At 74.6% G+C, this 11,919-nt stretch carries 12 protein-coding genes and 9 pseudogenes; 4 read left to right on the top strand and 17 right to left on the bottom strand.

All coding sequences use genetic code 11. The features are described 5' to 3' along the window. Positions 1 to 55 precede the first annotated feature (55 nt). Positions 56 to 208 carry a hypothetical protein gene (locus tag RBJ77_RS61160; RefSeq protein WP_372352806.1) on the top strand — a complete coding sequence of 51 codons (153 nt, stop codon included), beginning with the start codon at positions 56 to 58 and terminating at the stop codon, positions 206 to 208. Positions 209 to 450: 242 nt separating this feature from the next. On the opposite strand, the pseudogene RBJ77_RS61165 reads toward RBJ77_RS61160, so the two are convergent. The 4 genes and pseudogenes from RBJ77_RS61165 to RBJ77_RS61180 form a co-directional block, all read right to left on the bottom strand. Beyond that, positions 451 to 913, bottom strand: a pseudogene (locus RBJ77_RS61165) (AMP-binding protein); the annotation flags it as partial. Beyond that, positions 847 to 1,604, bottom strand: a pseudogene (locus tag RBJ77_RS61170) (AMP-binding protein). The pseudogenes RBJ77_RS61170 and RBJ77_RS61165, both read right to left, overlap by 67 nt. Before the next feature lie 82 nt (positions 1,605 to 1,686). Next, positions 1,687 to 1,956 (bottom strand): annotated as a pseudogene (locus tag RBJ77_RS61175) (condensation domain-containing protein); the annotation flags it as partial. 17 nt (positions 1,957 to 1,973) lie between these two features. Beyond that, complete coding sequence (locus RBJ77_RS61180; RefSeq protein WP_372352832.1) at positions 1,974 to 2,495, bottom strand: condensation domain-containing protein; 522 nt, start codon at positions 2,493 to 2,495, stop codon at positions 1,974 to 1,976. Here RBJ77_RS61180 and RBJ77_RS61185 point away from each other — a divergent pair. Continuing rightward, positions 2,427 to 2,588, top strand: coding sequence for a hypothetical protein (locus tag RBJ77_RS61185; RefSeq protein ID WP_372352840.1), 162 nt, complete (start codon positions 2,427 to 2,429; stop codon positions 2,586 to 2,588). The two genes, RBJ77_RS61180 and RBJ77_RS61185, sit on opposite strands and share 69 nt — an antisense overlap. Positions 2,589 to 2,848: 260 nt before the next feature. Here the strand turns inward: RBJ77_RS61185 and RBJ77_RS61190 are convergent, their stop codons facing one another. From RBJ77_RS61190 to RBJ77_RS61210, 5 genes and pseudogenes are all read right to left on the bottom strand, one after another. Beyond that, positions 2,849 to 3,232 (bottom strand): phosphopantetheine-binding protein, encoded by a 384-nt coding sequence (locus tag RBJ77_RS61190; protein WP_372352807.1) that lies wholly within the window; start codon positions 3,230 to 3,232, stop codon positions 2,849 to 2,851. A gap of 200 nt (positions 3,233 to 3,432) precedes the next feature. Next, a pseudogene (locus RBJ77_RS61195) lies at positions 3,433 to 4,094 on the bottom strand (AMP-binding protein). A gap of 41 nt (positions 4,095 to 4,135) precedes the next feature. Then, positions 4,136 to 4,494: pseudogene (locus RBJ77_RS61200) on the bottom strand (AMP-binding protein). Between the two features lie 343 nt (positions 4,495 to 4,837). Next, positions 4,838 to 6,125: pseudogene (locus tag RBJ77_RS61205) on the bottom strand (condensation domain-containing protein); the annotation flags it as partial. Positions 6,126 to 6,218: 93 nt separating this feature from the next. Beyond that, a complete protein-coding gene (locus RBJ77_RS61210; protein ID WP_372352808.1) occupies positions 6,219 to 7,088 on the bottom strand; it encodes a thioesterase II family protein in 870 nt (289 codons plus the stop codon). 234 nt (positions 7,089 to 7,322) lie between these two features. On the opposite strand from RBJ77_RS61210, the gene RBJ77_RS61215 reads away from it, so the two are divergent. Next, entirely contained in the window at positions 7,323 to 7,772 is a 450-nt protein-coding gene (locus RBJ77_RS61215) for a hypothetical protein (RefSeq protein WP_372352809.1), read from the top strand. On the opposite strand, the gene RBJ77_RS61220 is transcribed toward RBJ77_RS61215, so the two are convergent. The 8 genes and pseudogenes from RBJ77_RS61220 to RBJ77_RS61255 form a co-directional block, all read right to left on the bottom strand. Further along, positions 7,691 to 8,515 (bottom strand): hypothetical protein, encoded by an 825-nt coding sequence (locus tag RBJ77_RS61220; RefSeq protein WP_372352810.1) that lies wholly within the window; start codon positions 8,513 to 8,515, stop codon positions 7,691 to 7,693. The genes RBJ77_RS61215 and RBJ77_RS61220 overlap by 82 nt on opposite strands. A 112-nt stretch (positions 8,516 to 8,627) precedes the next feature. Beyond that, positions 8,628 to 8,858, bottom strand: a complete 231-nt coding sequence (locus tag RBJ77_RS61225; protein ID WP_372352841.1) for a hypothetical protein — start codon at positions 8,856 to 8,858, stop codon at positions 8,628 to 8,630. 44 nt (positions 8,859 to 8,902) lie between these two features. Beyond that, positions 8,903 to 9,013: pseudogene (locus tag RBJ77_RS61230) on the bottom strand (hypothetical protein); the annotation flags it as partial. 232 nt (positions 9,014 to 9,245) lie between these two features. Further along, positions 9,246 to 9,455 (bottom strand): annotated as a pseudogene (locus RBJ77_RS61235) (AMP-binding protein); the annotation flags it as partial. A 4-nt stretch (positions 9,456 to 9,459) separates the two neighbouring features. Then, complete coding sequence (locus RBJ77_RS61240; protein WP_372352811.1) at positions 9,460 to 9,717, bottom strand: hypothetical protein; 258 nt, start codon at positions 9,715 to 9,717, stop codon at positions 9,460 to 9,462. Then, positions 9,714 to 10,091: a hypothetical protein gene (locus RBJ77_RS61245; protein ID WP_372352812.1), complete on the bottom strand. Its 378-nt coding sequence runs from the start codon at positions 10,089 to 10,091 to the stop codon at positions 9,714 to 9,716. Before RBJ77_RS61245 ends, RBJ77_RS61240 begins: the two co-directional genes overlap by 4 nt. A 69-nt stretch (positions 10,092 to 10,160) precedes the next feature. Beyond that, the gene (locus RBJ77_RS61250) at positions 10,161 to 10,478 is read right to left on the bottom strand and encodes a hypothetical protein (RefSeq protein WP_372352813.1); all 318 of its coding nucleotides are present in this window, start codon (positions 10,476 to 10,478) and stop codon (positions 10,161 to 10,163) included. Beyond that, positions 10,466 to 10,732, bottom strand: a complete 267-nt coding sequence (locus RBJ77_RS61255) for an MFS transporter (protein WP_372352814.1) — start codon at positions 10,730 to 10,732, stop codon at positions 10,466 to 10,468. Before RBJ77_RS61255 ends, RBJ77_RS61250 begins: the two co-directional genes overlap by 13 nt. 637 nt (positions 10,733 to 11,369) lie before the next feature. On the opposite strand from RBJ77_RS61255, the pseudogene RBJ77_RS61260 reads away from it, so the two are divergent. Further along, positions 11,370 to 11,905, top strand: a pseudogene (locus tag RBJ77_RS61260) (condensation domain-containing protein); the annotation flags it as partial. Between the last annotated feature and the right edge of the window lie 14 nt (positions 11,906 to 11,919).

An 11,919-nucleotide genomic window follows, 5' to 3' on the forward strand; every position in this document is an offset into this window, starting at 1 on the left:
GAGGTCGCCACTCCGCGTCGCGGAACGGCAGGACGACGGCCCGCTCGACGGCCGGGTGCGCGCCGAGGACGGCCTCGATCTCGCCGGGTTCGATCCGCTGGCCGCGGATCTTGAGCTGGTGGTCGGCGCGGCCGAGGTAGTCGAGCGTGCCGTCGGCGGCCCAGCGCGCCCGGTCGCCGGTGCGGGCACAGCCGGCCGCCCGGGGTGAACGGGTCGGGCAGGAACCGGTCGGCGGTCAGCCCCGGCCGGCCGCGGTAGCCGCGGGCCAGCGGGACGCCGCCGATGAACAGGTCGCCGATCGCGCCGGGCGGCACCGGTTCGAGGCGGGCGTCCAGGACGTGCAGCCGGGCGCCGGCGATCGAGGGTGCCGATGGGCAGGCGCGCCTCGTGCTCCGGCGCGAGCTGCTCGGGCACCTGCCACGCCGTCACGTCGATGGCGGCCTCGGTGGGCCCGTAGAGGTTGTACAGGCGGGTGTCGGGCAGCGCGCTCCTGAACCGGCGGGCGGTCGCGGGCGGCAGTTCCTCCCCGCTGCACACGACCCGGCGCACGCACGTCCGCGCACTCCGCGGCCGGGCCGTCGAGGAAGGCGCGCAGCATGGAGGGGACGAGGTGGCAGGTGGTCACCGCGTGTTCGCGGATCAGCCGGAGCGCGATGACGCGCGGGTCGCGGCGGCCTTCGTCACCGGCGACGACGATGCGCGCGCCGACGGCCAGCGGCCACAGCCACTCCCAGCCGGAGACGTCGAAGCCCAGCGGCGTCTTGTGCAGGACCGCTTCGCCGGGCCGGAGCCCGTACGCGTCCTGCATCCACAGGATCCGGTTGGCGACGGCCGCGTGCTCGTTGGTCACGCCCTTGGGCCGGCCCGTCGATCCGGAGGTGAACAGGACGTACGCGCTCGCGCCCTGCGGCACGTCGAGGTCGGGGCGGGTGGCGGGGACGCCGGGTCCGCGGCGATGTCGGTGAGGACGACGCGGGCGCCCGCCTCCTCGGCCAGTTCCGCGAGGCGGCGCGCCGGGTGGGCGGGGTCGAGCGGCAGGTAGGCCGCACCGGCCTTGAGCACCGCGAGCATCGCGACGACGGCGTCGGCCGAGCGCGGCAGCTGGACGCCGACGACGTCGTCGAGCGCACGCCGCGGGCGATCAGGTGGTGCGCGAGGCGGTTGGCGTGCTCGTCGAGCTCCGCGTAGGTCAGGGTCCGGGCGCCGTCGATCAGGGCGACCGCCTCCGGGGTCCGGTCGGCGGCGCTCGAACAGCTGGTGCGGAGCAGCCCGGTGCCGGCCGGTTCGGCCGCGGCCCCGCTCCACCGCTCGACGACGGTCTCCCGGTCGGCGGCGGACGGCATCCGCAGCTCGTCGGCCGGGACGTCCGGTCGTGCGACGCCCTCGTCGAGGAGCGTCACCAGGGCCTCGGTCAGCCGGACCGCGGTGGCCTCGTCGAAGAGGTCCGTCACGTACTCCAGCCAGCCGCCGAGCCCGCCGTCCTCGGTGGGGGTCAGCTCGATCTGGATCTCGAACTTGGAGGTGCCGGTGTCGAGCGGGAGGACCTCGATGTCGAGCCCCGGCAGGTTCAGCCGGGAGCGCGGGCTGTTGTGCAGGACGAGCATGTGCCGGACCAGCGGCACCCGCGCGCCCGGTTCCCTGGTCCGGCTGGAGGCGCTCGACGATCTGCTCGAGGGCACGTCCTGGCGCGTAGCCGTCCAGGCAGGCGGTGCGCGCGCGGCCCACCAGGGTGCGGAACGACGGCTGTCCGCCGAGGTCGAGGCGGAGCGGGAGGGTGTTCACGAAGAGACCCGATGAGCGGTTCGATCTCGCTGCGGTTGCGGCCCGCGACGGCGCAGCCGAGACGACGTCCTCGCGGCCGCCGCTCCACCGCCCGAGCAGGGAGGTGAGGGCCGCGACGAGCACCATGTAGGGCGTCGCCCGCTCCTGGTCGGCCAGCTGTTTGATCCGGGCCATCAGGTCGGCGGACACCGTCAGCGGCACCTGGCCGCCCGCGAGCAGGTGCCCGATTCGCGGCGCGGCCGGTCCGTCGGAAGGTCGAGGGCGGAGGCGCCCTGGAGGCGGTCGACCCAACCGCGCAGCGCGTCCTCGTGGGCGGGCTCGCGCATGCGCTCGTTGAGCCAGGCCGCGTAGTCGGCGTACACTGCACGGCGGGTTCGGGCAGCGGCGAGGGCTCCGGTCGAGAACGCCGGGTAGAGGGCGCCCAGTTCGCGCAGCAGCACGCCGAGCGACCAGCCGTCGGTCGGCGATGTGGTGCATCGACAGCCGCAGCAGGTGCCGGTCGGGGGCGAGGCGCAGCAGGCCCGCCCGCAGCATGAGGTCCTGGGACAGGTCGAAGGGGCGCAGCGCCTCGGCGTCGAGCCGCTCGCGCACCGCGCGGTCCCGGGCGGCCTCCGGCAGCGCGGACAGGTCGGTGAGCTCCAGCGGTGTACGGGGGTGAGGGGCTCGACCCGGGTGAACGGGTCGTCGCCGTCGCCGTGGAAGGTGGTGCGCAGCGTCTCGTGGCGGCGTACGACCTCGGTGAGGCAGCGGGCGAGCACCTCGCGGTCGAAGGTGCCGCGCAGTTCGGCGACCCGGAGATGGTGTAGAGCGCCGAGCCGGGCTGCAGCCGGTCGAAGAACCAGATGCGGCGCTGGGCGGAGGACGGCTCGGCGTGCGTGCGGTCCACGGCGTGCGGCCGGATCCCGGGGACCGGGGCGGGCGCGGCGCCCTGCTCGGCCAACAGGCGTTCCAGCAGTTTGAGTTGGTCGGGTGTCATGTTGCCGGGCCGCAGTGCCGCGGCGTCGATGGGGCTCATGCGCCGAGCCTCGTGTCACCTGGGCGGCGTCCATGCCGCTCACCTGAACGATCAGCTCGGCCACCTGGTCCACGTCGGTGCCCGCCTCGGCGGCCGCGGCGCGCAGCCGGCCGGCCAGCGCGACCACGGTGCCCGCGGCGAGGAAGCCGCGGATCGGGAAGTCCACCCGGAACAGGTCGCGATCCGGGAGACCACCTGTGTGACGAGCAGCGAGTGTCCGCCGAGGTCGAGAGAGTCGTCGGTCGCGCCCACCCGGTCGATCTCCAGCACCTCGGCCCAGATCCCGGCGAGGATCTGCTCCAGGTCGCTGGGCTCGGTGTAGGCGCCGGACAGTTCGGGGCGGACGGCGGCCGGGTCGGGCAGCGCGGTCCGGTCGAGCTTGCCGCTGGGCTGGAGCGGGAACTCGTCCATGAGGACGAACGCCGAGGGCACCATGTGAGTCGGGCACCCGAGTCGAGGAGGTACCTGCGCAGGTCGCCGATGCTCGGTGGCAGCGGGCCGCGGGTGGTGAGGTAGGCGACCAGGCGCCGCTCGGCGCCCTCGCCGCGCAGCGGCGACGGCGCTGCGCTTGACGTCCTCGTGGGAGGTGAGCGCGGCCTCGATCTCCCCCGGCTCGATCCGCAGTCCGCGCAGCTTCACCTGGTGGTCGAGCCGGCCCAGGAACTCCAGTTCGCCCGAGGTGCGCCAGCGGGCGGCGTCACCGGTGCGGTAGAGCCTCCCGGCGGGGTGCGGCCGAACGGGTCGGGCGTGAACCGCTGCGCCGACAGGCCCGGCCGGTGCCAGTAGCCGCGCCGCACACCGGCGCCGCCGATGAACAGTTCGCCGCGCACACCCACAGGGACGGGTTCGCCGTGCGCGTCCAGGACGTACAGCCGCTGGTTGGGCAGCGGCCCCACGGGATGGTGCCGGGGATCGGCTCGGGCCGGCGCACGAGGTGGTAGGTCGAGCAGTACAGAGACCTCCGTCATGCCCGCGAGGTTGAACAGCCGCAGGTCGGGAGGAGTTCGCCGAGGCGGTCGGGGAGCGCCGACGGCGGCCGGTCGCCGCCGAGGACGGCGAGGCGCAGCGCGGCACCGTCGAAGCCGGGGCCGCCGTGCGCGTGGTTGACCAGCAGTTCGAGCAGGGCGGGCGCCGAACTCCAGGCGGTGACCTGGGTGTCGATGACCAGTTGGCGCAGCCGGACCGGGTCGGTGACCTCCAGGTCGTCCGGCGGGACGACCACGCAGGCGCCGGCGAGCAGGCTGCCGAGGATCTCGTAGACCGACATGTCGTAGTTGAGGCTGGACACCGCCAGCATCCGGTCCGTCGGGCCGAGGCCGAGGGTCCGGTTCAGTCCGGTCAGGTGTTGACCACGCCGCCGTGCTCATTGGCCGAGCCCTTCGGGAGGCCGGTGGAGCCCGAGGTGTAGATGACGTAGGCGAGGGTGCGCGGGTGCACGGTCCCGGCCGGGCCGCCGGCTGCTCGTCGGCGCCGGTGTCGTCGGTGTCGTCGGTGTCGTCGATGAGGACGAGGGCGGGGCCTGTCGTGTCGTCGTCCCGCGCGTCCAGCCGGCCGGTGGCGGCGACGGTGGACTCGGTGACGACGAGTTCGACGCCCGAGTCGCGGACCATCAGCTCGATGCGGCCCTGCGGGTAGCCGGGGTCGAGCGGCACGTATCCGGCGCCCGCCTTGAGCACGCCGAGGACGGCCACCACCATGTCGGCCGAGCGGGGCAGGCAGATCCCGACGACGTGCTCCGGGCCCGCGCCCAGGGCCCTGCAGCCGGTGCGCGAGCCGGTCGGCGCGCTCGGTCAGCTCCCGGTAGCTGAGCACGGTGTCGCCGCACTCGACCGCCGGGGCGTCGGGCCGGGCGTCGGCCTGGGCGTCGATGAGGGCGTGCAGGCAGCCGGTGTCGGCGGCGCTCGCGTCACCGTCCCCGACAACTCGCCCACCAGACGCGCCCGTTCGTCGGCGGAGATCAGGGGCAGCCGGTCGACGGGCCGCGCTCGGGGCCGCGAGCGCGGTGTCGAGGACCCGGACGAACGCGTCGGCGATCCGGCCGGCGGTGGCCGCCTCGAAGAGGTCGGTGCTGAACTCGACGCGGCAGCGCAGCCCGCCGTCGTGGTCCGGGACCAGGTCGAGGACGAGGTCGAACTTGCTGGCGTCCTGACTCGTCGCCAGGTCCAGCTCCTCCACGTCGAGTCCGGCCAGGGCGGGCTTCTGTCCCGGCACGTCGCGCAGGGCGAGCATCACCTGCACCAGCGGCACCGGGCCGAGGGAGCGGTCGGGCCGCAGCGCCTGGACGAGCTTGCCGAAGGGCACGTCCTGGTGGGCGTACGCCTCGGTGCAGGACTGCCGGACCTCGGCGAGCAGCGTCTCGAACGTCGCCGTGTCCGGCACGTCGACGCGCAGCGGCAGGGTGTTGACGAAGAACCCGGTCAGCGGCTCCAGTTCGGAGTGGGCGCGACCGGCGAGCGGTGAGCCGATCACCACGTCCCGCTGGCCGCTCCAGCGGGCGAGCACGACCGCGAACGCCGCGACCAGGACCATGTACGGGGTGGTCCGCTGCTCCTCGGCGAAGGATCACCACGCGCTTCCACAGCTGCGGCGGGAAGGAGAACGGCTGCGACGCGCCGTGCCAGCTGCGGGTCGCGCCGGCCGCGAGGTCCGTGGGCAGTTCCAGGACGGGGCGCCGTCGAGCCGCTGCCGCCAGTAGGCGATCTGCTCGTCCAGCGGGCCGCTGGCCAGCCAGTCCCGCCGCCAGACGGCGTAGTCGGCGTACCGGATCCGCAGCTCGGGCAGCGGCGAGGGCTGTCCGCGCCGGAACGCGTCGTAGAGGACGCCGAGTTCGTTGAGCAGGACGCCGAGCGACCAGCCGTCGGAGGCGATGTGGTGCAGGCCGAGGACCAGCACGTGGTGGTCGTCGGAGAGCCGCACCAGGCGGGCGCGGACCATGAGGTCGGACGCGAGGTCGAAGGGCGTGGTGGCCTCGGCCCGGCAGACCGCCGCCACCGTGTCCTCGTCCGTCCTCGGCGTCCAGCACCGGCAGCGGCACGGACCGCGGCGGTCCGACGCGCTGTTCGGGCCGGCCGCCCTGCTCGGGGAAGGTGGTGCGCAGCACCTCGTGGCGGGCCACGATCTCGTCGAGGGCCGCGCCGAGCGCGCGCCGGTCGAGGGCGCCGCGCAGGCGCAGCGCGCCGGACATCACGTAGGCGGTCGAGTCCGGTCCGCCTGGGCGAGGAACCAGAGCCGCTCCTCGCGCGTAGGACAGCGGGAAGGACTGCTCACCGCCCTCGCGCGGCAGCCGCCGCGGCCTGAGTGCCGCCGCCTTGCGCCGCGCGAGCTCCATCGTGAGCAGCGCCCGGCGCTCCGCCGAGAGCCCTTCCAGCGAGGACTTCCCCGCCGGTCCGGCCGTCTGCTTCGGCGCGCGCCGCCGACCGCGTCACGTACTCGGACGAATCCGCCTCGCCCATGCCTGTTCCTCCCTCCGGTCTCGCCGCCGTGCGTCCGCCGTGTGCACCGGAACGTCGGTCGTCCTGGCCCTGCTCACCGGGGCCGCAGGAGGCGGCCGCCGACCGCCGCGTCCGCGTCTCCCGGCCAGCGTGCCGCCAGGACCTGTTCGGTGGATCTCGGATACGAAGAAGTGGCCGCCCGGGAACGTGCGGGGCGGCTGTTCACGCGTCGTGTGCGCGGCCCAGCCGCGCTGTGCTCCGGGGCCGTCGACCATCGGGTCCCGCACGCCGAGGTAGACGTGGACCGGGCAGCCGAGCGGCGGCAGGGCGCGTCGCGGCCTGCGTTCGAGGAGGCCCAGGTCGGCGCGGAGCACCGGCAGCAGCTGCGCGAGGTACTCGGGGCAGCCGAGCAGTTCCTCGGGCGTGCCGCCGAGGCGCGCAGCCACCGCACCAGTTCGTCGTCGGTGGCGTCGGACCTGATCTGCACGGTCCGCCGCTCGGGCGGTTCGCCGGCGGCGACGACGAGCGCGAGCGGCTCGGCGCCGTGCCGGGCGCGCAGCCGTGGGCCAGGTCGAGGGCGAGGACCGCCCCATGCTGCGCCCGTAGAGCATCACCGGCCGTTCCAGCAGCGGGGTGACGGCGTCGGCGTACTCGTCGACGACGCGCCTCGGTGCTCGTGGCCCACGGTTCGCCTCTCGCCGGCCGCCGCGGCCGGGCAGTTCGAGCGCCGCCACGCCGATGCTCTCGGGCAGCCGCCCGGCCCACTCCCGCGAACCGCCGCGCGTCACCGCCCCGGGCGGCAGGCAGAGCAGCCACATCCGGACCTCGTCCGCCTTCGACCACACCCGAAGCGCGTTCATGCGACACCACACTGTTCCCGTCGAGTCGGACGATCCCTGCAGAGCTGGTTCGAGATCGCAGCCGTCCCGGGGGCGTGACAGTCGGGAAGTTCTACCCGGCGAAGGGCCGCAACGCCTCGGACGGGGCTGTGTTCCGTGCCAGACCGCGGAGCTCAACGGCCGTGCCGGCGAAGGGACGACAGTGACGGTGACCAGCGAGAACGACACGGACGACCGGCCGCGCATCATCGCGCTGTGGGGCATGCCGCGCAGCCGTTCCACGGCGTTCTTCCGGATGATGGCCGAGCGCGGCGACCACCACGCGCTGCACGAGCCCTTCTCGAACCTCGCGGAGTTCGGCAGCGTCCAGGTCGGCGACCGACGGTCGGCACGGAGGCGGAGCTGCTCGCGGCGATCCGGGAACTGGCCCGCGCCAAGCCGGTCTTCTTCAAGGACACGACCGACGAGCGCTATCCGGCGCTCCTGGCCGACGCAGGCCTTCCTCGGCCGCGACGCCACGCACACCTTCATCATCCGCCACCCGCGGAGACCATCGCCTCGTACCACGCGCTCAACCCCGAGGTGCGGCTCCACCAGATCGGCGGGGAGGCGCAGTTCGAGATCTACCGGGCGGTCGCCGCGCGCAGTGCCAGGCCGCCGGCCGTCATCGACTCGGCGGACCTGGTCACGGACGCCCCGGCCTGATCGCCGCGTACTGCGCGGCCGTCGGCATCCCCTTCCTGCCCGACGCCCTGAACTGGCAGCCGGGCGAGCGCAGCGAGTGGCAGCGCACCTCCCGCTGGCACGAGGAGGCCAGCTCGTCGGCCGGTTTCCGCACGACGCGGCGGGACCACGCGGCGGACCTGGCGGCCGACCCGGCGCTGTCCTCGTACCTCCGGCACCACCTGCCGTTCTACGATGACGCTGCGATGCGAGCGGCGGCTGCGCTGCCGGCCGGGGGCGAGTAGCCGCTCGGCGGCCAGCCGGTCGGCCTTGCCGGTGGAGGTGAGCGGCAGCGCGTCCACGACGACGAACCGCCGCGGCACCATCGACGCGGGCAGCCGGGCGTGCAGGAACTCCTGCAGCTCGGCCTGTCCCGCGCCGCCCACGACGATCGCGGCGAGGGAGCGGGCGAGCGACTCCCGGCCGGTGACGAGGCACACCGCCTCCCGCACGCCGGGGTGTTCGAGCAGCACGCTCTCGACGCCCTCGGGCTCCACCCGGTGACCGTCGATCTTGACCTGGTGGTCCTTGCGCCCGGCGAACGAGAACAGCCCGGCGCGTTCGCTCGCGTGGTCGCCGGTGCGGTAGTGACCCCCGGCGAGGGCCCGCGCGTTGGCCCGGCCGCGCCCTCGCCCACGTGCAGCCGCGCAGCACGATCCCGCCGACGCACAGCTCGCCCTGCTCCCCCGGCGCGACCTCGGCCCTTCGGCGTCCCGCAGCGTCACCCGCACCCCGGGGACGGCGGTGCCGAGCGGCGGGAGCGCGGGCCACAGCGCCGGGTCGCCGGGGAGCGCGTACCGGGTGACGACATGGTCTCCGACGGGCCGTACTGGTTGGTCAGCCGGGCGCCCGGCAGGCGCAGGAACATGCGCACGATGTCCGGGTGCACTTGAGCACCTCGCCGGCCGTGATCACCTCGGTGAGCCGCAGCCGTGCGGTGAGCGGGCTGGTGGCGGCCTGCACCGCGAGCATCTGCAGGGCGACGTACGGCAGGTGGAGCACCTCGATGCGGGTCTCGGCCAGCCAGCCGAGGAACGCGTCGGGACGCGCGCGGATCTCCTCGGGCACCACGGCGAGCGTCCGCCGGCGGCGAGCGTGCAGACGATCTCCTGGAGCGTCACGTCGAAGGCGACCGGGGCGAACCAGGCGACCCTGCGGTGCGGGCGTTCGCCGAGGTCGGACAGCTGCCAGTCCACCAGGTTGTCGAGTGCGGCGCGGGGCATGGCGATGCCCTTCGGCCGGCCGGTGGACCCCGAGGTGAACACGTAGTAGCCGTCCGTGGCGCAGCGGTCGAGGCCCAGGGGTGCGGTGTCGTCGGGGCCGGGGCCGCCGTGCCGCTCGACGGTTCCGTCCCCGCCGATCGTGGCCGCGGGGGCGGCGGCGCGCAGCACCTGCTCGCGGCGCAGCGGGGTGGCGGCGGGTCGAGGGGGACGACCGCGGCGCCGACCGCCAGCCGCCGAGTGCCGCGACGACGTGTGCCGCGCCGCGGCCCGCGGCGACGGCGACCCGGCTGCCGGGGCCGACTCGCGCCGCGGTGAGACGGGCCGCGGTGCGGCCGGCCCGCTCCCACAACTCGGCGTACGTGACGGCCGTGTCGCCGTCGAGGACCGCCACCGCGTGGGGGTCCGCCGCGGCCTGCGCCGCGATCCGGTCGAGGAACGTCACCTCTTCACCTCCAGTACCTTTCGCTCCGTGTGATCGGGGTCCTGCCGAGCGCGCGCACGGACCGGTGGGCGAGCGGCAGCACGGCCGCGGTGAACAGGAACGGCACGATCCACAGCGTCGCCGCCGCGCCGAGCCGCTCCACGAGCAGCCCGCCGAGCAGCGCACCGAGCGGGATCGTGCCGAAGGTGACCATGCGGTAGCTGGCGTTCATCCGGGCGTGCAGGGAGGCGGGCGTGAGGAGTTGACGGACCGTCACGCTCACCACGCCGCCGACGCCGTGCCCGCCGACGCGATGCCGAGGGCCAGCGCGAACGACGCCACCACGACTCGGGCGCGAGCCGTCCACGAGGGGCATGATCCAGAACGCGTTGACGGTGACCGCGAGGTGCCGAGCATGGCCGGCCGTACCCGAAGGCCCGGATGAGCCGGGGCGCAGCGAGGGTGCCGAGGACGGCGCCGACGCCGCCGCAGACCAGCACCAGGCCGTAGGCGGCGCTGCCGTCGTCGCGGTCGCAGGACGAGGTGGATGACGAGCACGACGTTCAGGAGCTGGACGCCCGCGTTGTTGAGCGCCGCGTGCAGGGCGATGCTGCGCACCGGCGGCGTCGCGAAGGCGGTGCGCGGTCCCTCGCGCACCTCCGCGGGCAGGTTCCGGGCGGGGCGCGCCGGCCGGGCGGCGGCTCGCGGTGGGCGTGCGGCCGGTCATCAGCGCGCACCACAGGTAGGACAGGGCGTCGAGGACGAGCGCGTTCGACACGCACCAGCGCGGTCAGCCAGCCGGCGAGACCGGGTCGCGGTGCCGCCGACGGCGAGGCCGACGTTCAACCGGCTGTTGGCCGAGGCGGTTGATCGGCGCCGACGAGCTGCGGCACCAGCGAGACCTGGCGATGTCGAGACGACGGCTCCCGCGCCGCCCAGCAGCGCGATGACGTAGAGGTGCGCGAGACCGAGCGAGCCGAAGGCGTCGGCGACCGGGACCGAGAGGACGAGGGCGGCGCCGAGCAGGCACATCAGGATGAGCACGGGCCGCCGGGCCGGTTCTCCAGCCACACGCCGGCGGGCAGCGGGACCAGCAGGAACGGCAGCGTGCACAGCGCCTGGAGCAGGCCGACCTGATCGGCCGACGCGTCCAGTGATGCCACCGCCATGTAGGGCAGCGCGAAGATGGTGATCTGCGAACCCAGCTGCGACACCGCGTCCCCGGCCCACAGCCGCCGGAAGTCGCCGTCCTGTCGTGCCGGGCGCGGATCCGCCCGCCGTTGCCGTCGGATCTGCACCGGTGCCCCACTCACCTCGCGCCTAGGTCCCCGCCGGGGTTCCCCGTCGTCCGCCCGGAGGGAGGGACGCAGTGCCGGGCGTCGGGGCGCAGACGGGGAACTCGGACAGGACCCGGCACTCCGGGAAACTCCCGAGTCACGCTGGGACATGGCGGCCCTGCCCGGCCAGTCGGGAGAAGTCCCGATAGCCGCCCCTCTACCGCGTGGGCCACAGTTGCCAGGCACCAGGAGTCTGTGCAGAGGAGATGCCGCATGCCGAGGTTCGAAGCCGGCGGGCCGATCCCGGCTCGTGCCCGCACCGCTCGCAAGGCCACCGGTGAGGTCACCGAGGCCAAGCGTCTGCTGAAGGAGCTGGGCGCTCGCCGAAACGCTCCGGCGAGTCTCGTCCCCGGTGCCGCGCGACCGTCCGTTGCCCCTGTCGTTCGCCGGGCAGCGGCTCTGGTTCCTCGACAAGTGGACGCCGGGCCAGCCCGTCTACAACTCCCCGCTGGCGCTGCGCCTGCACGGGGATCTCGACCACGAGAGCTGATCGCGGCGCTCACCCTCGTCGTCGGGCGCCACGAGAGCCTGCGCGCACCCGCTACAGCGAGGAGAGCACGGGGTGCCGCACCAGATCATCGATCCGGCCCCCGACCGGGTGGACATCCCGCTGACCGATCTGACGGGTCGGCCGGATGCCGACGAGACGGCCCGCGCCCTCGCGGACGAGGTCGCCACCGGCGCCTTCGACCTGGCGGCCGGTCCGCTGCTGCGCGCCCGGCTGATCCGGCTCGCGCCCACGGAGCACCTGCTGGTCCTGTGCATCCACCACATCGCGACCGACGGCTGGTCCACCGCCATGCTGGTCGGCGAACTGACGGCCGGTTACGCCGCCGCGGTCGCCGGCACCACCACCGAGCTGCCCGAACTGCCCGTCCAGTACGCGGACTTCGCGTCCTGGGAGCGGGAGAAGGCGTCGGCCGAGGCCACCGACCGGCTGCTCGCCTACTGGCGCGAACGCCTCGCGGACCTGCCGACGCTCGACCTCCCACCGACCGGCCGCGCCCGGCCGAGCAGAGCTTCCGCGGCGCCACCACCGTCCTGCGCCTGCCCGACGGGCTGCGCACCCGGCTCGGCGAACTGGCCCGCGCCGAGCGGGCGACGCTGCTCAGCGTGCTGCTGGCCGCCTTCAACGCCCTGCTGACCTG

Origin of the sequence: Streptomyces sp. KL116D (assembly GCF_030766975.1) — a bacterium.
GTDB classification, from domain to species: Bacteria; Actinomycetota; Actinomycetes; order Streptomycetales; family Streptomycetaceae; genus Streptomyces; species Streptomyces longispororuber_A.